The sequence below is a fragment of the Nocardia sp. NPDC004573 genome (assembly GCF_053602135.1).
This window is the reverse complement of record NZ_JBSGDA010000017.1, coordinates 46,806-70,312: the sequence shown is the minus strand read 5'-3', so window position 1 is coordinate 70,312 and position 23,507 is coordinate 46,806. Positions and strand designations below refer to the sequence as shown.

The window sequence follows — 23,507 nt, the reverse complement described above, 5'->3', positions numbered from 1 at the left end:
ACGCGGCCGCAGGTGGGCGCGGGAACGTGCGGTGCTCAGGTGGCGTCGCCGACCACCCGGATACCGCCCAACTTCTGCGGATTGACTTGGAAGCGGACGTTCTCGATGCGGTCCGCGTGAATGTCGTAGGTGAGTACGCCGACGGGGTAGTCGCCGATCAGGCCGATAATGCTCAATTCGCCGTTGACGAACGCGGATTCGAAGCGGATGCCTGCGGAGACCGGTTTCGCCATGACGCCGAGCAGCCAGCGCGCCACATGGTCGGGGCCGTGCAGCGGACGGCGCGCGGCGGTGACGATGCCGCCGCCGTCATTCCACAGCGTCACTTCCGGGGCGAGCAGTTCCATGAGGGCGTTGAGGTCGCCCCCGTGACAGGCGGCCATGAACCTTTCGGTGATCTCTTGGCGGGCCGCCTCGTCCGTTGCGAAGCGGGGGCGACGAGCCTGCATGTGCGAGCGGGCGCGGTGCGAGATCTGGCGGACGGTGGCCTCGGGGCGATCGAGGAAACCGCCGATCTCGGCGCAGGTGTAGCCGAAGACCTCGCGCAGCACGAATACGGCTCGCTCGGTGGGGTTGAGGGTTTCGAGGACGACCAGCATCGCCGTCGACACCGTGTCGGCCATTTCGGTCTCCTCAGCGGCGTTCGGTGTGGTGATCAGCGGTTCGGGCAGCCATGGGCCAATATAGGTTTCGCGGGTGGCCCGGGCGGATATGAGACGGTTCAGGGCGAGGTTGGTGACGGTGCGCACCAGGTAGGACTTGGGGTGCTCCACCGAAGCCTGATCTATCGCATGCCATTTCAACCAAGCGTCCTGCAGGATGTCCTCGGCGTCGGCAACGCTGCCCAGCATGTGATACGCGGTGCCGAACAGCAGACGGCGGTGTTCGACGAACGGGTCGGTCGTCGCGTCGCGCGGCGCGGGCGCCGGGGTCGGCTGGCCGGGTTTGCGATCCTGCATGTGACATACCTAGCGGTCGGTGGATCCGGCGTCCAGTAGCCGAGAGACCTGTCGGTTCCTCGGCCCCGGACAGCGGAGCCTCAAGCGTTCTTCCGGGTTGCGCGGCCGCCCTTCGACAGCTGCACGGGGAGTTTCACGTAGCGGCTCAGCTTGGCGGCCACCGGCGGGGTGCTGCTGACCTGCTCCTTGTAGATGACCGCGGCCTTGCCCACGAGGTGCCACCGGTTCGGGGTGTCGTCGGCATTGGTGAACTGGATGACCGCGTCCTTGCGGCCCAGGCTCACCGGCTGGTGGAAGTAGCCGAAGCGCAGCGGCTTCACTGTCTTCCCGCCCAGCAGCCGGGCGATGACGGTGGCGGTGTAGTCGGCGGTGACCACGCCGCTCTGGCAGGTGCCGTGCAGCTGCCCCCATGCCTGTCGCACCGAGGCGGCGTCTCCGACGGCGTGGATCTCCGGGTGCGACACCGAGCGCAAGGTGGGGTCGGTGCGGATCAGTCCTCTTGCGTCGGTGGCGATCCCGGCCTGTGCGGCCAGCGGCGACACCCGCACGCCGGTGGTCCAGAGGATCAGGTCCGAGGGAACGAGTTCGCCGGTGTCCAGCCGCACTGCGTCGGGCAACACCTTCGTGACCTCGACCCCGACCATACCCACCACGCCCAACCGGTCCAAGGCTCGATTGAGATAGGCGCGGGCCTTCTCGCCCATCATGCCGCCGGGTTCTGCCGCACTGACCAGGCGGACGGTCAGGCCCGGATGCGCCTCGGCTATCTCGGCGGCCGCCTCGATACCGGTGAGCCCGCCACCGCAGACGGTGACCGTACCGCCGACGGCCGCGATGTCGTGCAGCCGCCGCGAGAAGCGATGCGCCAGCCGGGGGTCGTCGAGGGTCCACGCGTGATCCGCCGCGCCGGGGACTCTGCTCGTGTCGGTGGTGCTGCCGAGGGCGTAGACCAACGAGTCGTAGTGCAGGACCGAGCCGTCGTCGAGCGTGACGATACGGTCGTCGGTGCCGATGGCGGTGACCGTCGCCTGGTGGAATTCCACGCCGGTGCCTTTCAGCAGGTCCGGGATCCGGAAGTCGGTCAGTTCCTGGCCCGCGGCGACCTGGTGCATGCGCAGTCGCTCGGTGAAGCGGGGCGAGGGGTTCACCAGGATGATGCGGGTGTTGAGCCTGCGGGTGTAGCGGGCCAGCCGAACCGTGGCGATGAGGCCGGTGTAGCCCGCGCCGAGGACGACGATCTCGTGGGTAGGGGTGGTGTTCATCGCTCGCTCCTTGTGCGGCTTGTTCGGGGTCGGCTATGGGACAGGGCAGCCCAGGAGAACGTGACATTCCCTAGATATGACCTGCATCACAATCTTTGGGGCGGTCTGTCCATTGCCTCGAATCAAGGGGAACCAGCCATTTGTCCTGCGAAAAGGGGCATTCGGGGCAGCGTGCGGAGCGTGTGCGCGTCTATTCGGCGGTGTGGCCGTTCGCGGCGGCAGCGCGCAGCAATTAACTTCGAGGAATGTTGGTCGGTGACCGTGAGGTCGAGGTGTTCGAGAACTCCAGGGCGCGATTGGAGGCGATCGCGTACCGCCTGCTGGGTTCGGCGAGCGATGCCGAAGACGCGGTACAGGACACGTTCCTGCGCTGGCAGGCCGCAGACCGCGAGTTCGTCGAGACGCCCGAGGCGTGGCTGACGAAGGTGCTCACGAACATCTGCCTCAATCAACTCACCTCGGCTCGGGCGCGGCGGGAAGCGTACGTGGGCCAGTGGCTGCCCGAGCCGGTCTTCGCGGGGGACCGGATGCTCGGTCCGGCCGACACCGTCGAGCAGCGCGAATCGGTCTCGATCGCGATGCTCACGCTGATGGAGCGGCTGTCTGCTCGGGAACGCGTCGTATACGTGCTCCGCGAGGCGTTCGGTTACTCGCACGGTGAGATCGCCGAAGTCCTCGAGGTCACCGAGTCCAATTGCCAGCAGATCTACCGGCGTGCCAAGCAGCGCATGGCCGGCGACCGGACCCGCGTGGAGGTCGACGAGGCTGCCGCCCGCAAGATCGTCGACGAGTTCCTCGCCGCCGCCCTGAGCGGCAACACCGACTCGCTGGTGCGGCTGCTGACCGACGATGCGATCAGCGCGGGCGACGGTGGCGGTGTCGTCTTCTCGCTGCCGGAGCCGATCACGGGTGCGCTGCGGGTGGCGAGATTCCTGCGCCGCCTGTTCGAGCCGACCGTAGCCAAGTGGGAGATGATCGGCGGTCGCGCCGCTCTGTTCGCCGCGGTGGCCAACGGCGTGCCCGCCCTGGTGATCGTGGTCGGCGATCGGGTCGTCGGTGTCATCTCCCTGGAGGTGACGACCGACGGCATCGCGGCCGTCCACACCCAGGCCAACCCGGGCAAGCTCGTACGCGCCACGCGCCGCTGGGCGATGTCCGAGCACGGGAGCCCGCTGCTCGACGTCTGGTGAGCTCGCGCTCCACTTCTGTCGGGTTCGGGTAGCGAATACCGCCCCGGCAGGAGTGCGGCCGTGCACCGCCGCATCGTCTCGGGTCGGATACGCCGCAGCCGCCGCCGGTCGCCTTCCTGGGTGGCTGCACCTCCCGACGCTGGATCATCTCGTCGGCGTGCCTATCCGGAGTTCGTCGAGCGGGTCCGACGCGCACCGGCACGCGACCGATCGGGATCTCGAGCGCCGCAGCACGACAGGCGGGATCTGCGATGCGCCGCGAAGGTCGTCACCGTTGACGCGAAGCGTGTTCCGCCGTCTGCCGAAGGGGTTCTTGCATGCAGATGAATCGCCCTGGAGCCCGTTGGGGCCGATTGTGGTCGGTCACAGCATTTCCGCATACTACCGACTGGTAATGAGAGGCGTCACATCCCGGTGGCGGTCCAGGAGTTAGCTGGTCTTCGGATGGCTGAAATGCGTTGCCGCACAGCGTAAAAACGCCGTTACGTGACTTCATATTCTGGCCGGGATGCGGTAGGGGAAGCGTACGGGATAAATACCGATGGGTTGGTATTTATCATCGCTTGGCCGCTGGATGAATGCCGCATGAACAGCGCAGTTCCCGGGGCGGGGGCATTTGTGGTGTCGCACGGTGGCGGCCGAGGGGGATTCACCGCGTACGTCTTCTGTCAAATCGTCTCAGACGGCACGTTTCCCGAAGTACTTCCCGCCGTCCGCGGCTTTGTTTCCGGAAACATACGGGAGAAAATTAGCCGAAAAATTGCCTTCCGGTGAAACATGGTGCTGGGCAGGCCCTTCTGAATTGCAGCTCGCATAGGTCGCGTGTACAGATGTGAGAACGCGGGGCGGTGTCGTGGCACGCCGCACGCGCAAGGCGGGACAGCGAGATCGGACGGTCCCGTTCGCGGATATCGGAGGATGAGTGAACGCGGACTCGGCAGGTTATAAAGCCTGCTCTGAACTGTGTATATCCGGTTCGAAACGACCGGTTCGGCATCGATCGGCAGGCATGTTCCGCGCCGGTGGAAAGTTTCGTCGCGCGGCGGAGGAGGCCCTGAATGAATGAATTCGATGCCGTGGCCGAACGAGTTCTCACGATGTTCTCGCGCGGTCTGCATGCAGTCGAAATAGAGCCGGACGCACCATTGCTGGATTATGGCTTGGACTCGGTGCGGTCGGTGGAGTTGGTGATCGAACTCGAGCGGGAGTTCGGCATCGAAATCTCCGACGAGGAGGCGGCGACGCTGCACACCGCACGCGAGGTGATCGCCTGCGTAACGGCGAAGACGAGCCGTACCCGGCACACCCGGGCCGAGGCGCGGGCATGACCGCGCGTGCCGGGTGGCGGGAACAGTCGCCGCCCACGGGGTCCGACCCGTTCGGTGACTTCGCCGAGTACAACCGGCCCGGGCTGGCCGCATTGCTGCGAGCCTGTCACCTCGACGTCCTGTACACCGCTGCGGACGGTGACCATCTCCTCCGCGCGGACGGCACCCGGGTGCTGGATCTCGTCGGCGGTTTCGGCGCCGCGCTCTTCGGTCACAATCATCCGGCGCTGGTGCGGGCCGCGACCGCGACGCTGAACCAGCAGGTGCCCTTCGTGGCGCAGGGTAGTGTCCGGCCCGGCGCCGCGCGGTTGGCGCGGCGGCTGTCCGAGTCGGTCGGTGCGTGCACCGGCCGGGAGTACGTGGTGACCTTCGGTTCCACCGGAGCCGACGCGGTGGAGGCGGCGATCCGGCACGCCGCGGTCGCGCACGCGCGCGCCCTATCCGCACTGGACGCCGAGCTGCGGCGGACGCTGCGCCGACTCCGTCGCGACGGCTTGCACGACGTGCGCCCGTCCGCGCCCGCCGGGGACGCCGAAGCGCGGCCCGCCGCGGCCGTGCTCACCGAATCGTTGGACCGAATCGCGCGGTTGCGGGAGCGCGGCCCGGTGTTCGTCTCCCTCGCGGGGGCGTTCCACGGAAAGAGCGCCGGCGCCTTCGCGCTCACCGAACAGGCCGACACCCCGGCCGACCTGGTGGTGCCCGGACCGTCGCGACTGCGGCTCGACAGCTGGGCGCCGGACGAGGTGGCCGGCGCGTTCGCGGACGAGCTGTGCACCGTGGGTGTCATCGACTTCGGTCCCGACGGCGCGCCCGTGCGCACCTGGCGGCAGTTGTCGCCCGTCGCGGCGGTGTTCGCCGAGCCCGTCCAGGGTGAAGGCGGCGTGCGGGAAGTTCCCCCCGACACCCTGCACGCCCTCCGGGAACTCGCCGATCGGCATGCCGCGGCGCTGATCTTCGACGAGATCCAGTGCGGCATGGGCCGGACCGGCACCTTCCTGGCGTCGGCGCCGTCGGGTGTGCGCGCGGACTACTACCTGATGTCGAAATCACTCGGCGGCGGACTGGTGAAGATCGCCGCGCTGCTGGTGGACCGTGCGCGCGCCGTCGCCGAATTCGGCCGCTACCACACCTCGACCTTCGCCGACGACGAGCTGTCGGCGACGGTCGCGGACACGGCACTGGACCTGTTGCGCGACAACCAACTCCGGATCAGCGACGCGGGAGCGCGGTTGCGGGCGCATCTGGACGAGGTGGCCCGCCGCTGGCCGCGCGAGATCGTGGCGGTGCGCGGACGCGGACTCCTCCAGGGGGTCGAGCTGCGGGCGCCGGAGCCGCGATCGGCACTGCTACGCGAGATCTGCGCGCCCGACATGTTCGGCTACGTGATGGCCGGATACCTGCTGCACCGGCACGCGATCCGCATGTTGCCCACTCTCTCGGCGCCGACCACCCTGCGCGTCCAGCCGTCGGCGTTCGTCACCGAAGCCGACATGGCGCGGCTGGCGACCGCGTTGGACGACATCGCGGCGTTGCTGCACCGCGGCCGGTACGACGTCCTGCTGGCGCACCTGGCCGCTCCGGTCACCACGAAGACCACGGTGACGGATCGGGCTCCGCTGCCCCGGCGCGCCGACCCGCCGCCGGCGCGGGACCCGCACGCCCCGACCAGGGTCGCGTTCCTTGCGAACCTGCCCGAGACGGCGGACCTGCGCCGATTGGCCCCCGAACTGGCAGCGTGGGACGACGCCGAGCTCGCCGCGTTGCTCGAACGTCTGCGCCCCGTCGCGGATCCCTTCGAGTTGACCAGACGGACGATCTCCTCCCCCGCCGGCGCCGAGGTCGAGATGATGGTGTTCGCGCTGCCGCTGACGGCCGGACAGATCGTCGCGCATCAGCGGGCCGGCGAGCGCACCTACGTGCGGGAACTGGTCTGGCACGCGGTGGAACAGGCGATCGCGGCCGGAGCCACGGTGATCGGGCTGGGCGGCTACACCTCGATCGTCACCGACGCCGCTCGCGAGGTGGCGGAGGACACCGTCACGGTCACCTCCGGCAATTCGCTCACCGCGGCCTGCGCCTACGAGGTGCTCGGCGCCGAGCTGGCCGCACTGCCGCCGGGGCAGCGGCGAGTCGGCATCCTCGGCGCACTCGGCAACATCGGCGCCGTCATGGCCGAACTGCTTGCCCCGCTGGCCGATTCGCTGGTCCTGGTGGGCAGGCCGGGCGCCGGGACGCGCTTGCGCCGCGTAGCCGCCGGACTATCCGGCGAGGTGGTCGTGAGCGAGGATCTGGCCGCGCTGCGGGACTGCCGGGTGGTCGTGACCGCCACCAACTCCGCGGAGCCGCTGATCACCGCGCGGCATCTCGCCACGCGCCACCCGGTGCTGATCTGCGATCTGGCCGTACCTGGCGATGTGGACCCGGTGGTCGCCGCGCAGCCGCACCTCACCCTGGTCGACGGCGGCCGCATGGCGCTGCCGCTGGGCCAGACCCCGTCCCTGCCCGAAACCGGGTTGCCCGCCGGAATCGTGTACGCGTGCATGGCCGAGACGCTGCTGCTCGGCTTCGAACCGCGTACCGCGAGCCCGTCCTACGGCGCGCTCACCGTGGCCGGCGTCCGCGCGGCGCGGAGTCTGGCCGCTCGCCACGACCTGCGCCCGGTCCTACTGCCGACAGGAGCCACCACCGTGATCACTCCGACGACCGCGTCCGCACCGATGTATCTGGGCGCGGCCGACTTCGCGCCCACTCGGGCGGGCGGCAAAGCCGCCACCCTGCACGAACTGCTGACCGACGGATTCGCCGTCCCGCCCGGTTTCGTCGTGGCTGCCGATCTGGACCTGACCGGCGTCGGCGACGACGATCTGTCCGGCTGGGTGCGGGCGATCGGCGGGTTTCCGGTGGCCGTGCGCTCCAGCGGCGTCCTCGAAGATCTCGACGACGCCAGCTTCGCGGGCCAGTACGAGTCCTACCTGGACATCGCGGACGCGGCGGCGCTGCGGACGCACATCGAGCGGTGCCGGGCGTCGGTAGGCAACGAACGCGTGCGAGCGTATCTGTCCCGCCGCGGCATGGCCGACACCGAGGCGACGGTGGCCGTCCTGGTGCAGCGGATGGTGGAGGCGCGCTGCGCGGGCGTCGGATTCAGCATCGATGCGCTCACCGGTATCGAGGAGCACGCGGTGCTGGAGGCCTGCCACGGCGTGGGGGAGCGTCTGGTCTCCGGGCAGGTGACTCCGACTCGCTACACGCTGCGGCTGTCCGACGGCGGTGTGGTGGCGCGCGAGGCGGGCGACGAGGACGTCAGGCTCGACGGCGCCGACACCGAGGCGCTCGCCGCGTTGCTGCTGGCGGTGCAGGCACGCAGGCAGCGGCCGCAGGACATCGAATGGGCGATCGACGGCGACGGCGGATTGTGGTTGCTGCAGTCCCGTGCGGTCACCGCGATCAGCTGGCGTACCGACATCGACCAGTTCTCCGATGCGGACCTGCGCGACGGCGGCGTCTCGGCCCGGGTGTGCACACCCATGATGTTCTCGTTGTACGACAACGCCTTCCAGTACTCGATGCAGCGGTTCTTCGAGGGTTTGGGGTTGGCCCGGCCGGGCGAGGAGCCGGACTGGATGGCGATGTACTACGGCCGGGCCTACTGGAACGTGAGCGCGGTGAAGAAGTGCTTCCAGCGCATACCCGGCTTCGACGAGCAGCACTTCGACGACGATCTGGGCGTCCTCAACGAATACGGCCCGGAGGGGCCGATCCGCACCGCGAACACGCCGCTGACCATCGCCCGGGCGCTGCCGGTCGCGCTGGCGGTGCAGCGCAGCTACCGCGAACAGCTCACCGCTGTCGACACGTTCGCCGCGAGCTGGCCGGCCAAGTACGCGGCGTGGCGCGAGCGGGTGCGCGCGCTGCCGCACACCGATGAGGCGACCTTCGCCGCCGATCTCGCCGACTGCCTGCTCACCCTGCACGCCGCGACCGAGCGCACCTATTTCACGACGATCTATCACAACTCGAGCGTGCAGACCGACTTCAAACAGCTGCTGGACAAGATCGACGCGGCCACCGGCGCGTCCAGCTCCGCCCTCGACCTGATGGGTGGCCTCGCCGAGATCAGCCACATGGCGCTGCAACGCGGCATCGTCGAATTACACCGGGTGGCAACGCAGTCCGGGCTGGACGGTCCGGAGTGGGACGAGGCGCTCGCGGCTTTCCTCGCCGAGCAGGGCTTCCATGCCGACGCCGAACTCGACCTCACCTGCCCGCGCTGGTCGGAGGACCCGGGACGGGTTCGGTCGATGGTCGCGGTGATGCTCGAACACGGCACCGCGCCGGCCGACCCCGCGGCCACACTGGTGGAGCAGCGCAAGCGCTACGAGTCCGAATCGGCCGCGCTACGAGCCCGCGTTCGTGCCCGGCCCACGACCCGGGTGCGGTATGCCAAGGCGCTGGACAAGCAGATCGACCGGATGCGCCGCTATCTCGTCGCCCGGGAGCGGATGCGGGAATTCTCGTCGCAGTGTTACGCCGTCGTGCGCGCCTACGTGGTGGAGGCGGGCGCCCGTCTGACCGCCACCGGTGCGCTCGAGCACGCCGACGACGCGTTCCAGCTGACCATCCACGAGCTCACCGACCTGGTGGCGGGCCGCGCGGACGCCACGGACCTCGCGCCCGTGATCGCCTACCGACGGGCGATGTACGAGGGGTATCGCGATCTCACGCCGCCGCACGAACTCGGTGGCGGGGTGACCGTGGCGGCGGTGCGGGCCGTCGCCGACGGCGACCTGTCCGGCCTCGGATGCAGTCCCGGTGTCGCCGAGGGAACGGCACGGGTGATCACCGCGCTCACCGACATCGGCCAGTTGCGCGACGGCGACATCCTCGTCACGCGTTTCACCGACCCGGGATGGACTCCCGCGCTGGGCTTGGTGGCGGGTGTGGTGACCGAGGTGGGCGGCATGCTGTCGCACGCCGCCGTGATCGGGCGCGAGTACGGCATTCCCGCCGTGCTGAACGTGGCGGGGGCGACGAGCGCCGTGCGATCGGGTCAGCGGATCCGCATCGACGGCAGCGCGGGAGTGGTTCGGATCCTGGACGCGGATTCCGTCGAGGCCCCCGCGGCGAGCGAACCCTGCGCGGATCACCGGCGAGCCGACAGCACCGCTGCCGAGCCGCCGGGGCAGGACTCACCGCCGCCCCCGGTCCGTCGCGAGATATCCGCGACGGCAGATCCTGCCGCGTCACCCCGCGTGAGTCGCGGCTCCGGAAAGGAAACGACACTGACCGCACGCAAACGCCTGATCTGCCTCGCCGGCGGTGACGGCTCGGGGAAGACCACCCAGGTGGCGAGGATCGCCGCCGAATTCGAGGCGCAGGGCCACAGCGTCGCCGCGGTGACGATCTGGGACGCCTTCCTCGACCCGAAGATCTCCTCGAAACTGCCCTGGGGAAGCCCCGCCGAGATCTACGGATACCTCCGGTTGCTCACTCCGCTCAGCCGAGCGCACTTCCTGTTCCACGCCATGCAGCTGTCGCTGGACCTGGCGGCCGAACGCGGCGCGGATATCGTGCTCGCGAACGCGTACTGGTACAAGTACTACGCCACCGAGGTCGCCCACGGCGGCGACCCGGCCGTTCTGCGCAGCCTGGCGGCGGGTTTCCCGGAACCCGACCGCACGTTCTACCTCGCGGTGCGGCCGCAGGACGCCCTGAGCCGAAAACGATTGCGCAGCGACTACGAGAGCGGCTACGGCGACGAGGAATCGTTCCTGACCTTCCAGCAGCGCAGCCACGAGGCGCTGGACGCGCTGTCGAACGAGCTGGGCTGGATCCGGCTCGACGGCACGGCGGCGCAGGCCGAGATCACCGGTGCTGTGCTCACCCAGTTGCGCGAGGACGACCGATGAGCGGCTCGCATACCCGCCGGGTGGCCCTGGTCGGCATCGACGGCGCGGGGAAATCCTCGGTGCTGGCCGCGCTCCGCGCGCTGGCGGGGCGGACCGACGCCGGTGGCTTCGCGTCGATGACCTGCCCCGACTTCCACGACACCCGCGATGTTCCGCTCGCCGACCTGTCCCGGCAGCTCAGGGCGTTCAGCGTCGGCTGTGACGAGATCGGTGACGTGGCGATGAAGGCCACCGCCATGTACCTGCAGATGACCCTGTTCGGGCCGGTGGAACAACACTTCCTGCGCACCTGGGCACCGGATGTGCTGGTGTGCGAACGGCATCCGCTGATCGAACTGCTCGTCTACGGCCCGTTGTACGTGGCGCTGGCGGGCACCGACGGGCGCTGCCGCGAGCGGCAGGACGAGATCGCGGCGGTGCTCGATCGGCATGGACCGGGCACGTTCGCCGACATCCTGGCGTGGCAGCACGCCCAGGCGGCCCGGTTGGGCAGCTCGCCGGACCCGTGGCTGCTGCTGTCGGAGATCGCGGAACTGGTCGGTCGTGACATCGCCGCAGCGGTATCCGGGTTCGCCGAACGATTCCGCACCACGCTGCCGGACACGGTGCTGTGGCTCGACGCGCCGCCCGAGCAGGCGGCGGCACGCTGTGTGCAGCGGTCGGGGCGCGGGCCGGTCGAGGCCCATGAGACCGCCGAGCGGCTGACCGCGCTGCGCGCGGGCTACCAGCAGGTGCGCGAGACCCTCGCGACCGCGTTTCCGGAGGTGGCATTCCACCGCATCGAGACCGGCGACGACGTCGACCTCGCGGAATCGGTGCGCGCCTGCGTGACGGAAGGGAAGTTGCTCGGATGAGCACGCGCGACGACATCGGCTCGGCGGATCTGGAAGCGCGGGTCCGCGCGATCGTCGGGGAGGTGCTGTGGGTGCCCGCGGCCGACCTCGACCCGGCCGCGCCGCTGATCGACTACGGACTCGACTCGCCGACCGCCATCGAACTCACCCTTCAGCTGGAACACGCCTTCTCCGTGAGCATTCCGGAGGACGACGCCGTCCGGCTGACCACGGTCGCCACGATCGTGCGCTACGTCGAGGATCAGGCATGACCACACCACCGGGGCCACTGCGGCCGTACCACCCGAGCATCGTGCACGCGCTGCTGTCCGGCGGCGAACGAGGCGCGGCGGCGGCATCGACGGTCATCCTGCCCGAACGCGCCGCCGCCGGGCACGGCGACGAGATCCGCCGACGGCATGACGAGCTTGCGAGCGCCGCGTGCCGCGCCGCGGCGGGCCTGGCCGCCGACGGCGTGCGCCGGGGCGATCGCGTGTTGCTGTGCCTGCCCACGTCGGCGGAATTCGTCACGGCCTTCTTCGGTGCGCTGCTGCTCGGCGCGGTGCCCACCGCCATCGCCACCCCGGGTGGCTTCGGGGCCGCCGAGATCTTTCTGGACCGGTTCGCCCGGCTGCTGGCCTATCTGGACCCGACGGCCGTGGTGAGCACTCCGGCGGTGCTCGCCACGTTGCCCGTGCCCGCGTCGGTGGCGGCGATCGACGCCTCGGCACTGCACGCGCTGGCGCACACCTCAGGGGCTCCCGCGCTCGCGCCGCGCCTGCCCGCACCGGACGATGTCGCGTTCATCCAAGCCACCTCCGGCTCGACGGGCACGCCGAAGGGCGTGCAGGTCACCCACGCGAATCTGGCCGCCAACTGCGAGCAGATCGCCCGCGCCGCCGCGATCGGACCCGCCGACACCTGGGTCGGCTGGCTGCCGCTGCACCACGACATGGGCCTGATCGGTGGGTTCCTCACGCCGCTGTTCCGCGGCATCGACGCGGTGCTGATCCCGCCGAACCGGTTCCTGCGCCACCCGGCCGATTGGCTGCGCGCCGTGCACGAGTATCGCGGAACTCTCACCGCCGCACCGAACTTCGCCTACGGCTACGCCGCCGCGCGCATCGCCGACAGCGACCTGGACGGAGTGGATCTGTCCGCATGGCGGTTCCTGTTCTGCGGCGCCGAACCGATCCATCCGCCCACGGTGCGGCAGTTCGTCGACCGGTTCGGCGCCTGGGGGCTGCCTCCCGACGCGCTCGTGCCGTGCTACGGGTTGGCCGAGGCGTCGCTCGCGGTGACGGTGTCCGCTCCGCGCGCGCCGATCGCGTTCGACTCGGTCTCCCGCCGCGGACTGGCCGAAGACGGTGTCGCGGTGGATGTCCCGGCCGACGACGGCGACGCGCTGGCCATCGTCGACTGCGGTGCGCCCGTGGCGGGCACCGAAGTCCGCGTGGTGGACGAGGAGGGGACACCGTGCGGCGCGGATTCGATCGGCCGGGTGCAATTCCGTGGACCGTCCACCACGCCGGGATACTTCCGGCTGCCCGAAGCCACCGCCGCCACCCGGTCGGAGGGTTGGTGGGACACCGGGGACGTCGGGTACCTGCGGAACGGCCGGTTGCGGATCACCGGCCGGCGCAAAGACCTGATCATCATCCGCGGCGCGAACTATCTGCCCACCGACTTCGAGGTCGCCGCCGAGCAGGTGCCGGGAGTACGGCCGGGCGGCGTGGTCGCGGTGGGACGACCCGAGGCAGGCGGTGGCTCGGAAGAGCTGCACCTGATCGTCGAATCCGCGGTGGCATCAGCGGAACACGACACACTGGCCCGTGCGGTACGCGCCGCGGTGAGCAAACGCACCGGGGTGCTGGCCGCCGGTGTGCGGATCGTCGCGCCGCGCAGCATCCCGAAGACCACCAGCGGGAAGGTTCAGCGCATCGCGGCCCGGCGACTGCTCGACGCCGACGAACTGGTCGGCGCCGCAGGCGGGGAAGGCCTGGCGCGATGACACTTTCGACGGCGACCATGCGCCGCCTCGACGGTCCGGCCGCCCGGCATCCGCTGGGCGTTTACGCCCGCTACCGGACCGACCCGCTCGGCCTGTTCTACGAGTCCGCGCTCCACTACGGCAGCGTCCGGCTGCGGCTGGCCCACCAGCACGTGCACCTGCTGGTCGAACCCGAGCACATCGAGCAGGTGCTGGTCACCCGTGCGGGCCGCTACGCGAAGGGCATCAGCTATCGAAGCCTGAACCACCTGCTCGGGCCTGGGCTGCTGACCAGCGGCGGCGAACTGTGGAAACGCCAGCGCGCCCTGATCAATCCGGCCTTCGCCCGCCGTCATGTCGAGACCGAGATCCCGCTCATGGTGGAGTGCGGGCAGCGGATGCGTACCCGCTTGGACGCTCGCGCCGCCGACGGCGCGGCATTCGACCTGGTACCCGAGCTGATGGGCTTCGCAGCCGACGTGGTATGCCGCGCGGTACTCGGCGCGGACCTCGACGGCGTGCTTCCGCAGATCGAAGACGATGTGCGTCAGGGCGTTTCATGGGTCATGCGGCACATGACCGCGCCGATCCAGTTGCCGCCGCGACTGCCCACTCCCGGTAACCGGCGGCTGCGGGCAGTGCGGCAACGGCTGCATCGCGTGGTGGACGAGGTGATCGGCAGGCACCGGCAGATCAGCGGCGCCGACTCGCTGCTCGCCCGGCTGCTCACCGCCCGCGACGACGCGGGACACGCGATGGACGACGAGCAACTGCGGCACGAAGTGCTGACCTTCCTGCTCGCCGGTCACGAGACCACCGGAGCGGCGCTGGCCTGGACGATCTACGAACTGGGCCGCAATCCCGCCGTGCTGGACCGGGTGCGCGCGGAGATCGACGCGCTGCCGGCGGCGCCGGACCACCCGGACGCCGTGCGCGCCGCGCTGCCCCGGCTGGAATACACCGGCCGCGTGATCGATGAGGCGATGCGCCTGCATCCTCCGGCCTGGGCGTTCAGCCGCACCGCGGTCGAGCCGGACCATTTCGACCGGTTCGACCTGCGACCCGGCGCGATCGTCGTGATCAGCCCGTTCGTCAACCATCGGCTACCCGGGTTCTGGGACGCGCCGCTGACTTTCGATCCCGACCGGTTCACCAAGGAGCGGAGCCGGGCGCGCCCGCCGTTCCGGTATTTCCCCTTCGGCTGGGGCGCGCATCTGTGCGTCGGCCGGCAGCTGGCGCTGATCGAGATCCGGGTGGGTCTGGCGATGGTGCTGTCGCGCTACGACATCGAACTGGTGAACGGGATGCGGGTGCGCGAGCACCCCGAGATCTCCAACACCCCCGACCCGGTCCTGGTCCGGTTGACCCGGCGCGAGCGCGCCATCCCGGTGACCGGGACCAGACAGGAGGCCGCACGATGACCAGTGCCACCGCCGGCGCGATACTGCGCGCCGAAACCCTCGCGACGGACCCGGCGGCCGCCGCGCACGCGGGAGCCAAGGCCGCCAACCTCGCCGAACTGCAGGCCGCCGGATATCGGGTGCCGCCGTTCGCCGTGCTCGGCACCGACACGTGCGCGCGGCTGCTCGCCCCGTCCGCCGATGCCGTCGCGGCCCTGCTCGCCGAACTCGATCCGGACGATCCGGCCGCCTTGCGGTCCGTCTCGTCCAGGATCCGCACTCTCGTCGAGGGGCGACCGCTGCCCGCAGACATCGCCGTCGAACTCGAGGCCGTGGTCGCGGAACTGGCCGCCGATGATCCGGCCGCAGCGGGCGAGGTGCGCTTCGCCGTGCGATCGTCGGTGCGCGGCGAGGATTCGGCGACCGACTCCTTCGCCGGACAGCTCGACACCGTGCTGAACGTAGCGGCATCCGAGCTGCCCGCCGCGATCGGGACGGTCCTCGCCTCCAACTGGTCGGAGCGCGCGCTGTTCTACCGCGCGCGCCGCGGTCTCGACGACGCGCCGGTCGCGTGCGCCGTGGTGGTGCAGGTCCTGCTCGACAGCGCCGTCTCGGGAGTGGTGTTCAGCTGCAATCCGCGCAGCGGTGACCCCTCCGAAGCGGTGGTCGCGGCCGCGCTCGGATTGGGTGAAGGCGTGGTGGCGGGCACGGTGGACTGCGATACCTATTTCGTCGACCGCGCCACCGGCGCCATCACCTCGCGGGTGGTCGCCGACAAGCGCAGCCGCGTGGTGGCCGCGCGGCACACAGCGGGCACCACCACCGAAGAACTCGCCGACCCGGTGACGGTGGCGGCGCTGTCGGACACGCAGATTCGCGAGCTGGCCGAAGTAGCGGGCGCGCTCGCCGACCACTTCGCCGCGCCGCAGGATGTCGAGTTCGCCTACCCGCCCGACGGGCGATTGCACCTCTTGCAGGCCAGACCGGTCACCGCGACCGGGGCGCGCGAGACCGTCTTCGACAACGTCAACGTCGCCGAGTCATATCCCGGGTTGTCGAGCCCGCTGACGTTCTCGGTCCTGCGCGCCGCCTATGAGCGGGTGTTCCGCACGTGTCACCGTGATTTCGGCGCCACCACCCGGATCGTCGACCGCAACGCCACCGATCTGTATCCGTATCTGGTCGGCATCGCGCGCGGCCGGATCTACTACAACATCAGCAACTGGTATCGCCTGTTCCTCGAGATCCCCGGCATGGATTTCGCCATCGAAGGATGGGAAGCCGCGCTCGATATCGAGAACCGATACCAGCGGCCGCCCGTGCCGGCCCGTGGCATCGCCCGGCTGCGTGCGATCGCGCTGCGCCTGCGGGTGTTCGCGATCATCCTGCTCGGCCGGCTACGTCTGCCCCGGCGGTTGCGCGCGTTCTTCACGGCGCTGGCGGCGGCCACCGAGGACCTCGAACGCAGGCTGGAGGAGAACGCGCCGGAACGCGAACGCGACGCGCACGCGTTGCTGGCGTGGACCGAACGTTTCTTCGACGGACTCGTGCCCGCGTACTCGGTGCAGATCTTCAACGATTTCCTCGCCCAGCAGATGTTCCATGTGGTCGGCTTGCAGTTGCGACGGGCCGGCCTCACCGAGGACGAGGCGCTCACCCTGCGCAACGAGTTGTTCTGTGGCGAAGACGGTGTCGACAGCGTCGATCCGGTGCGCTCGGCACTCGCACTGACCGCGCGGGTACGCGCCGACTCGGCATTGCGCGCGCTGTTCGACGGCCCCGCCACCGCACAGCAGGTGTGGACCGCCCTGTCCGAAGACGGGTTCGCGACCTTCCGCGCGGCGTGCCTGCGTCACATCGCCGAGTTCGGCGACCGGACCGTGGATGAACTCAAGTTGGAGACCGATCCGCTCGGCGAGCACCCCGAACGGCTGGTGCCCATGCTGCGGAACTACCTGCGCGGCGGGCAGAACGCCGACGACATGATCGCGCGTGAGCAGGCGATCCGTCGTGCGGCCGAGCGGACGGCGGCCGACCTGTTCGCCGGTGCACGTCTGCGGCGGTGGCTTTTCCGGCTCGCGCTGCGGCTGGCCCGTGAACACGTGAAGCAGCGCGAGAACATGCGGCTGGGCCGCAGCCGAGCCTTCGGTCTGCTCAAGCGGGTGTTCCGGGAGTACGGCAGGCGACTGCACGCCGACGGTCTGCTGGGCGATCCGCGCGACGTCTTCTGGCTCACCTACGAGGAGATCGCGGCACTCACCCGCGGAACGGCGGTGGACACCGACACCACACGCACCGTCGCCCTGCGCAAGGCGGATTACGACCGCTGGCAGGCGCAACGCCTGCCCTCCCGCATCGTCACGACCGGGATCGCGGCGGCGGATATCGGCGATCCGGCGCTGGAGCAACCGGCCGGGGACGCCGCCGAAGGAGCACGCGTACTGCACGGAATCGGCTGCGCCCCAGGACGCGTCGAGGCGCCCGCACTGGTGCTGCGCACCCCGGATCCGGACGTCGCGATCGACGGGCAGATTCTGGTGGCCGCGACCACCGACCCGGGCTGGGTGTTCCTCATGGTCGCCGCGGGGGGCCTGGTCAGCGAGCGGGGCAGCCTGCTTTCCCACACCGCCATCATCGGACGCGAACTCGGCATCCCCACCGTCGTCGGCGTTCCCGGAGTCACCGGCCTGATCGGAGACGGTGACCTCCTGGTGCTGGACGGCCGCGCGGGCACCGTGACTCTCGGGCAGGAGCGACGACCGTGACCGCACCCGATCCGGCCCACGGCGAGAACTTCAGCCTGGAGCGCTATCTCGACCCCGCGGCGCACACGTTCGACCAGCGTTTCGCGGAGTTCCGGCCCTATGCCCAGCATGCTCGCGGCAGCGGTTTCGTGTTGCGGGAAGTGACCGGGCCGTCCGGTGCGGTCGTCCCGGTGCGCGATCCGGCGACCGGCGCGACCGACGAATTGATCATGCTCGGGTCCAACAACTATCTCGGCCTCGGCAACGAACCGAGCATCGTGGAGGCGGCCGTCGCCGCCATACGCGAATTCGGTGTGGGGCACGGCGGCCCACCCTTGCTCAACGGCACCACGACCCTGCACCGGCGGCTCGAGGAACGGCTGGCCGAACTGAAGGGCTGCGAGTCGGCCATGGTCTTCTCCTCGGGCTACGCGGCCAACGTCGGCTGGGTGACCGGTCTGCTGCGCAAGGGCGACGTGCTGCTCTACGACGAACAGAACCATGCCAGCCTGTACGACGGCATTCAGCTCGGCCGGGTGCGCTCGATGGCCTTCGCGCACAACGACCTGCGTCATCTGCGCCACCGGCTGATGCAGATCCGCTGGCGAAATCCGGGGGCGAACGTGGTCGTGGCCGTCGAGGGCGTGTACTCGATGGACGGTGACATCGCACCGCTGCCGGAGATCCGCGCGCTGTGCGACGCGTTCGGGGCGTGGCTGGCGGTCGACGACGCGCACGGCACCGGAGTGCTCGGCGCGCGGGGGCACGGTACCGCCGAGCATTTCGGGCTCGGTCCGGGATCGGTGGAGCTGACCATGGGCACGTTCTCGAAGGTCTTCGCGGGCACCGGCGGCTTCGTCGCCGGCTCCCGGGATCTGGTGGACACGCTGCGATTCTTCGCCCGCTCCTACATGTTCTCCGCCGCGCTCGCACCCGCGGCCGTCGCGGCGGTGCTCGCCGGCATCGAGTTCCTGGCCGCGCATCCCGAACGCGTGGCGCGACTGCACGACAACGTCGGATACTTCGTGCGCGGGCTGCGCGCGATGGGTTTCGCTGTCGATCCGCAGACCGCGATCATCCCGCTGCTGGTCCCACCGCGGCTCGCCGTCGCCGACGTGGTCGCCGCCCTGCACCGGGAGGGCGTGTTCGTCAACGGCGTCGAGTTCCCCGCCGTGCCTCGCGACCAGCAGCGCCTGCGGATCAGCATGATGGCCACGCTCACTCGCGACCATCTCGACCGCGCACTGGACCGCATCGACACCGTCGCCCGCCGCATCGGTTTCCATCCCGAACAAGAAGGGATCGCTTGACATGACCGACACCGTGATCGCCGCGGGCGGGACGGACGCCGAACGGCTGCTGGTGCACGCCGCGCTGGCCACGCCCACCGGAGCAGAACGCGCCGAACTCGTCGAATCGGCCGGCCGGGTCACCGATTGGGCGGCCTTCTTCGAGCTGGCGCGGCTCAACGCCACCGTCCCACTGGTGCGGCACTCGCTCATCGCGGCGGAGGTGTACGACCTCGTGCCGCCGCCGGTCCGAGTGCGATTCGACGCCGTGACCGAGGGGATCGCGACCGCGAACGACCGCCGCCTGGCGGGGGCGATGGAGCTGTTGCGGCGGTTCGACGAACGCGGCGTGCGTTGCGTGGTGCTCAAGGGCATGCTCTTCGCCACCGAGATCTACCGCGACCCGCACTACAAACGTATGAACGACCTGGACATCCTGTTGGAACCCGGCCAGGTCGACACGGCCGTCGAGATCTACCGTGAGCTAGGCCTCTTCGCGACTTCGGAGCTGCTGGGCAAGGCGCCCAAGGTGCGGGCCGAGCGATCCCACCACCTGCCGTCGTTCGTCTCGCGCGACGGCGCGCTCGTGGTGGGCACGCACTGGGGACTCGTCACGCCGCTGGCGCCCTACACGGTCGACTACACCGCGATATGGAAACGCCTGCGGGCCATCGACTTCCACGGCGTACCGGCGTGGGCGATGGCGCACGAGGACAACCTGCACCATCTGGGTATTCACCTGCCCTACTACAAGACCGGCGTACGCGAACTCGGCGATATCTGGAACCTGGCCCGACATGCGGGCCCCGGCCTGGACTACGACCTGCTCGCCGCCCAGATCGCGGCGGCGGGCAGCGAGAGCCTGATGTTCCACGCCCTCGCCCTCGCGCACCGGTTGGCGCCGAATCCCGACTTCGCGGCGCTGCTGGAGCGGATCGCGCCGCGCGTGGACAGATTCACCCGCGCCGACACCGCGCGCAAGATCGCCGACGTGCACACGCTGCTGCGCAGCCGTTGCACGCACACCTCCCGGATCGAGAAGGCCTACACGGAATTCAATATGACCGCCGACGCGCGGGAGAAATGGGACGGCTTCGGACGGCTGTGGTCCGGGCTGCTGCTGGTCCCGGGGGCGGAGGCGGCCCGGATGAGTTCGCTGCGCGACCCGGGCGCACTGGCCGCCCTCGGCGCCCGGCTGATCGCGCCCTACCGCCTTACCCGGGTATTCCAGCGTGACCTCGGCCGGTGGTTGTTCCCCGCCGCACTGGCCAAGACGGTCTACGACCTCGGCGCGGCATACGCCGGGGAACTCCGGTCCCGCACCGGGCTCGGCGGTGCGCGGCCACCCGGCATCGACGACTACGCCGCTCGTCTCGGGTTGACCAGAGCGGACCTGCAAGCCGTACTGGACAGCCAGGAATGAGGCCACGACCGACCGTGCTGTGGGATCTGGACGGCACGTTGATCGGGCAGCGGCGGCGCACGTTCGCGACGCTGATGCCCGCGGGCGCGGCTTGGGCGTTCCGCGATCTGCTGCCACCGCACCGCTTCCTGCCGCTGCTGCGCCGCACGCTGGATGACGTGCGCGCCAACGACGGCGACCACACCAACACCGAACTGCTGGTGCGGCTGCTCGCCGAGCGACTCGGCACCGGCCGTGACGTCGTCGCGGACCGCATGGCCCGGCTCGCCGAAGTGGAATTCACCCGGCTGCGCGCATGTTTCCTGCCGCGCCCCGCGGCGGTGGCGACGGTGCGCGAGCTGGCGGAGGCGGGTGCGCGGCAAGTGGTCGCGACCAACCCGTTGTGGCCGCGCGGCACGGTGGAGGCCAGAATTCGCTGGGGCGGATTCGATCTCACCTCGTTCGCCTACGTCACCAGCGGTGACACCATGCACCGCGCGAAGCCGAGGCTCGAGTTCTATCGCGAACTGCTCGACCAGCTCGGCGCGGACGCGGCGGACTGCGTCATGGTCGGCAACGACCCGGCCCACGACGGTCCCGCCGCGCAACTGGGCATTCCGGTCTTCCTGATCGATGCTCGCACCACCGGCATCCCGCCGGCCGTGGCCCGCACCGGACTGGTCACCACAGGAGATCACCGCGCACTACGCCGATGGCTCGGCATCGAGGAGGATTCGTGCTCGTCGTCCTGAACCCGCGAGCGAACGCGGGCGCGGCGCTGCGACGCTGGGAGCCGGTGGAGTCCGCGCTGCGCGCCCGTCACCCGGACCTGTCGGTCGAACTGCCCGCTGACGCCCGGCGCGCCACCGACCTCGTGCGCGCGGCCGTCACCCGGCCGGAACCGCCGTCTGTACTGGTCGCCGCCGGCGGCGACGGCATGGTGAACCTGGTGCTGAACGCGCTCATGGACCCGGCCACCGACCGCCCGCGTGCCCCCGGCACCGCACTGGGCGCCGTGGGACTGGGCAGCTCGAACGACTTCCACAAACCCGTGGCCGACAGCGGGCGTATCGGAGCCGTCCCGGTGCGGATCGACGCCACCCGTGCCGAACTCGTCGACGTGGGCAAAGCTTGCGTGCTGCTGACCGACGGCACACGTGCGGTGCGCTATTTCCTGCTCAACGCCAGCATGGGGCTGGTCGCCGCGGGCAATCATTCGTTCAACCAGGCCGCCGGGGTGGTGGGCCTGCTCAAATCGCGCAGTGTGGAGGCTGCCATCATCGCCACCGCACTGGCCACCATTGCCACCCATCGGCCGCTGCCGGTCGTGGTGCGGGGAGGCGGCTGGAGCCACACCTCCCCGATCACCAATATCGGTGTGCTCAAGAGTGTTCACTTCGCGGGCGGCATGCGCTACGACACGGCGGTGACCTCCGCCGACGGCCGGTTCGACGTGAACATCTGGGCCGAGGCGGGAAGGCTTCGAACGCTCGGCCTGGTCGCGGGACTGTACGCGGGCCGGTTCCGGCGGTCGCGGCTGGCGGTGTGCCACCGGGATTCGGTCGTGGAGCTGCGGCCGGATCGTCCGGCGCCGCTGGAACTCGACGGCGAGATCACGATGGTGGAGTCGGCGCGGTTGGAGGTCTTGCCGCGCGTGCTGAAGGTGTGTGCCGCGTGACGGTCGTGCTCGTCACCGGCGCCGCCAACGGCATGGGCGCAGCCACCATGGAACACCTGGCGGCGCAGGGGTACACGGTCGAAGGATGTGACCGGGCCGCCGCGCCCGGAATCGCTCGGGTCGACGTGCGCGACGAGGAGGCGGTGAACGGCTGGGTTCGCGACGTGCATGCCAGGCACGGCAGCATCCAGGCGGTGGTCACGTTCGCGGCATACGGCGTCGTCGGCGCGGTGGAGGAGACCACACCCGCCGAGGCCGCGGCGCTCTACGACACCAACGTCCTCGGCACGCACCGTGTGCTGCGCGCAGCGCTGCCGTTGCTGCGCGCGCGAGGCGCGGGCCGCGTGATCGTCGTCAGTTCCGGCGCGGGCGCTGTCGCCGAACCCTACGGCGGCTGGTACTCGGCCACGAAGGCCGCGGTGGAGCGGATCGGCGAAGCCGCGCGCATGGAGGCAGCCGGGGCGGGTGTCCATGTGTCGGTGCTCATCCCGGGGTGGACCGTCACCCCGATCGTCGACACGGCGGTCCCGGTGTCGAGGCCGATCCCCGTCTACGACCACGATCGCGCCGCCGTGCTGGACCTCGTACGCGGTTACCTGGCCGCGGGACAGCCCGCCTCGGCGGTGGCCCGCAAGGTCGCGACGATCCTGGCCGCGAGCCGGCCACGGCAGACCTACCTGTGCGGCCGTGACGTCCGCTTGTCCTTCTGGGCCCGCAGGTTTCTCCCGAGCCGGGTATACGAGCGAATGGTGTGGCGATACTACGGTTTTCGGCCGTAGCCAGGATCTCCAGCGCCGCTCGGCCGTTGTCGGTCACCGACGCACCTCCCGCCGGAGATCACAGAACTGGGTGCGGCCTCCCAGTCCACGCCGCATGTGATCGACTGCGGGGTCGCTCGGAAGTTGTCAGGCGTTGTCGAGTGCCGGGTGGGACTCCAGACTGCCCAGGATCATGTCGGTGAGTGCGGTGATCGCGTCGGCGATGGTCGTCCGGCTGTGGTTCAGGTCGGTCGCGATGGCCTCGGCCGCGCCCAGGATGCCGACGCAGCGCAACCGCAGCGCCTCAGGGGGCAGCGGCGAGTGTGGCTGGAGTGCGGCGGCCATCAGATCGGTATAGCTGTCGTACATCTCGCGATGGGTCGCCTCCATGTCCGGATTTCCCTTCAGCGCGGCGGAAATCGCCGTGAGTTCCGGCATGTCGGCGGCACAGTCGAAGTAGACGGCACTGATGACGCGGGCGACGTCCGCCGCGGTGGGCCCGGCAGCACGCAACGCCTGTTCCGACGCGGCGCGCTGCCGTTCGTCGAGCCGCCGATAGAGGGCGAGCAGCAACCCGGAGCGGGTGCCGAAGTGGTCGTACACGACCGGCCTGGTCACCCCGGCCGCCTCCGCGAGCGTCACCAGGGTGAGGGCGTCGGCGCCGTGAGCTCGCACGACCGACAGTGCCGTCTCCAGCAATTGCTCGCGTCTGGCCTGCTTGGACAGGCGAGGCGACGTGGTGGCCATCGATCCTCCTTGCGTTGT

At 70.0% G+C, this 23,507-nt stretch carries 16 protein-coding genes; 13 read left to right on the top strand and 3 right to left on the bottom strand.

Annotated elements, in window-relative coordinates:
• Nucleotides 1-35 precede the first annotated feature (35 nt).
• Complete coding sequence (locus tag ACWEKR_RS24400) at nt 36-959, bottom strand: RNA polymerase sigma-70 factor (protein ID WP_452356432.1); 924 nt, start codon at nt 957-959, stop codon at nt 36-38.
• Between the two features lie 80 nt (nt 960-1,039).
• Nucleotides 1,040-2,221, bottom strand: a complete 1,182-nt coding sequence (locus ACWEKR_RS24395; RefSeq protein WP_452356431.1) for an NAD(P)/FAD-dependent oxidoreductase — start codon at nt 2,219-2,221, stop codon at nt 1,040-1,042.
• Between the two features lie 245 nt (nt 2,222-2,466).
• Between ACWEKR_RS24395 and sigJ the strand changes: the two genes are divergently transcribed.
• The 13 genes from sigJ to ACWEKR_RS24330 all read left to right on the top strand — a co-directional run bounded on the left by sigJ (nt 2,467) and on the right by ACWEKR_RS24330 (nt 22,763).
• On the top strand, nt 2,467-3,411 hold the full coding sequence (gene sigJ / locus ACWEKR_RS24390) for an RNA polymerase sigma factor SigJ (RefSeq protein ID WP_452356430.1): 945 nt from the start codon (nt 2,467-2,469) through the stop codon (nt 3,409-3,411).
• A 1,058-nt stretch (nt 3,412-4,469) separates the two neighbouring features.
• Complete coding sequence (locus ACWEKR_RS24385) at nt 4,470-4,739, top strand: acyl carrier protein (protein ID WP_452356429.1); 270 nt, start codon at nt 4,470-4,472, stop codon at nt 4,737-4,739.
• On the top strand, nt 4,736-10,648 hold the full coding sequence (locus tag ACWEKR_RS24380; RefSeq protein WP_452356428.1) for an aminotransferase class III-fold pyridoxal phosphate-dependent enzyme: 5,913 nt from the start codon (nt 4,736-4,738) through the stop codon (nt 10,646-10,648). The genes ACWEKR_RS24385 and ACWEKR_RS24380 overlap by 4 nt, the downstream gene beginning before the upstream one ends.
• A complete protein-coding gene (locus tag ACWEKR_RS24375; RefSeq protein WP_452356427.1) occupies nt 10,645-11,502 on the top strand; it encodes a hypothetical protein in 858 nt (285 codons plus the stop codon). The genes ACWEKR_RS24380 and ACWEKR_RS24375 overlap by 4 nt, the downstream gene beginning before the upstream one ends.
• Nucleotides 11,499-11,753, top strand: a complete 255-nt coding sequence (locus tag ACWEKR_RS24370) for an acyl carrier protein (RefSeq protein WP_452356426.1) — start codon at nt 11,499-11,501, stop codon at nt 11,751-11,753. Before ACWEKR_RS24375 ends, ACWEKR_RS24370 begins: the two co-directional genes overlap by 4 nt.
• Nucleotides 11,750-13,492: a fatty acyl-AMP ligase gene (locus ACWEKR_RS24365; protein ID WP_452356425.1), complete on the top strand. Its 1,743-nt coding sequence runs from the start codon at nt 11,750-11,752 to the stop codon at nt 13,490-13,492. The genes ACWEKR_RS24370 and ACWEKR_RS24365 overlap by 4 nt, the downstream gene beginning before the upstream one ends.
• On the top strand, nt 13,489-14,892 hold the full coding sequence (locus ACWEKR_RS24360) for a cytochrome P450 (protein ID WP_452356424.1): 1,404 nt from the start codon (nt 13,489-13,491) through the stop codon (nt 14,890-14,892). The genes ACWEKR_RS24365 and ACWEKR_RS24360 overlap by 4 nt, the downstream gene beginning before the upstream one ends.
• Nucleotides 14,889-17,636 (top strand): PEP/pyruvate-binding domain-containing protein, encoded by a 2,748-nt coding sequence (locus ACWEKR_RS24355; RefSeq protein ID WP_452356423.1) that lies wholly within the window; start codon nt 14,889-14,891, stop codon nt 17,634-17,636. Before ACWEKR_RS24360 ends, ACWEKR_RS24355 begins: the two co-directional genes overlap by 4 nt.
• Complete coding sequence (locus tag ACWEKR_RS24350; RefSeq protein WP_452356422.1) at nt 17,633-18,925, top strand: aminotransferase class I/II-fold pyridoxal phosphate-dependent enzyme; 1,293 nt, start codon at nt 17,633-17,635, stop codon at nt 18,923-18,925. Before ACWEKR_RS24355 ends, ACWEKR_RS24350 begins: the two co-directional genes overlap by 4 nt.
• Nucleotide 18,926: 1 nt before the next feature.
• Nucleotides 18,927-20,327 carry a nucleotidyltransferase domain-containing protein gene (locus ACWEKR_RS24345; protein WP_452356421.1) on the top strand — a complete coding sequence of 467 codons (1,401 nt, stop codon included), beginning with the start codon at nt 18,927-18,929 and terminating at the stop codon, nt 20,325-20,327.
• Nucleotides 20,324-21,058: an HAD family hydrolase gene (locus tag ACWEKR_RS24340; protein WP_452356420.1), complete on the top strand. Its 735-nt coding sequence runs from the start codon at nt 20,324-20,326 to the stop codon at nt 21,056-21,058. Before ACWEKR_RS24345 ends, ACWEKR_RS24340 begins: the two co-directional genes overlap by 4 nt.
• Nucleotides 21,043-21,984, top strand: coding sequence for a diacylglycerol/lipid kinase family protein (locus tag ACWEKR_RS24335; protein ID WP_452356419.1), 942 nt, complete (start codon nt 21,043-21,045; stop codon nt 21,982-21,984). Before ACWEKR_RS24340 ends, ACWEKR_RS24335 begins: the two co-directional genes overlap by 16 nt.
• Nucleotides 21,981-22,763, top strand: coding sequence for an SDR family NAD(P)-dependent oxidoreductase (locus ACWEKR_RS24330; protein ID WP_452356418.1), 783 nt, complete (start codon nt 21,981-21,983; stop codon nt 22,761-22,763). Before ACWEKR_RS24335 ends, ACWEKR_RS24330 begins: the two co-directional genes overlap by 4 nt.
• Before the next feature lie 126 nt (nt 22,764-22,889).
• Here ACWEKR_RS24330 and ACWEKR_RS24325 read toward each other — a convergent pair whose 3' ends face one another.
• A complete protein-coding gene (locus ACWEKR_RS24325; RefSeq protein WP_452356417.1) occupies nt 22,890-23,489 on the bottom strand; it encodes a TetR/AcrR family transcriptional regulator in 600 nt (199 codons plus the stop codon).
• Nucleotides 23,490-23,507 lie beyond the last annotated feature (18 nt).

Coding starts and splice junctions, on each gene's coding strand:
- ACWEKR_RS24400 (WP_452356432.1), bottom strand. CDS start 959: ATGCAGGATCGCAAACCCGGCCAGCCGACCCCGGCGCCCGCGCCGCGC.
- ACWEKR_RS24395 (WP_452356431.1), bottom strand. CDS start 2,221: ATGAACACCACCCCTACCCACGAGATCGTCGTCCTCGGCGCGGGCTAC.
- sigJ (WP_452356430.1), top strand. CDS start 2,467: ATGTTGGTCGGTGACCGTGAGGTCGAGGTGTTCGAGAACTCCAGGGCG.
- ACWEKR_RS24385 (WP_452356429.1), top strand. CDS start 4,470: ATGAATGAATTCGATGCCGTGGCCGAACGAGTTCTCACGATGTTCTCG.
- ACWEKR_RS24380 (WP_452356428.1), top strand. CDS start 4,736: ATGACCGCGCGTGCCGGGTGGCGGGAACAGTCGCCGCCCACGGGGTCC.
- ACWEKR_RS24375 (WP_452356427.1), top strand. CDS start 10,645: ATGAGCGGCTCGCATACCCGCCGGGTGGCCCTGGTCGGCATCGACGGC.
- ACWEKR_RS24370 (WP_452356426.1), top strand. CDS start 11,499: ATGAGCACGCGCGACGACATCGGCTCGGCGGATCTGGAAGCGCGGGTC.
- ACWEKR_RS24365 (WP_452356425.1), top strand. CDS start 11,750: ATGACCACACCACCGGGGCCACTGCGGCCGTACCACCCGAGCATCGTG.
- ACWEKR_RS24360 (WP_452356424.1), top strand. CDS start 13,489: ATGACACTTTCGACGGCGACCATGCGCCGCCTCGACGGTCCGGCCGCC.
- ACWEKR_RS24355 (WP_452356423.1), top strand. CDS start 14,889: ATGACCAGTGCCACCGCCGGCGCGATACTGCGCGCCGAAACCCTCGCG.
- ACWEKR_RS24345 (WP_452356421.1), top strand. CDS start 18,927: ATGACCGACACCGTGATCGCCGCGGGCGGGACGGACGCCGAACGGCTG.
- ACWEKR_RS24340 (WP_452356420.1), top strand. CDS start 20,324: ATGAGGCCACGACCGACCGTGCTGTGGGATCTGGACGGCACGTTGATC.
- ACWEKR_RS24325 (WP_452356417.1), bottom strand. CDS start 23,489: ATGGCCACCACGTCGCCTCGCCTGTCCAAGCAGGCCAGACGCGAGCAA.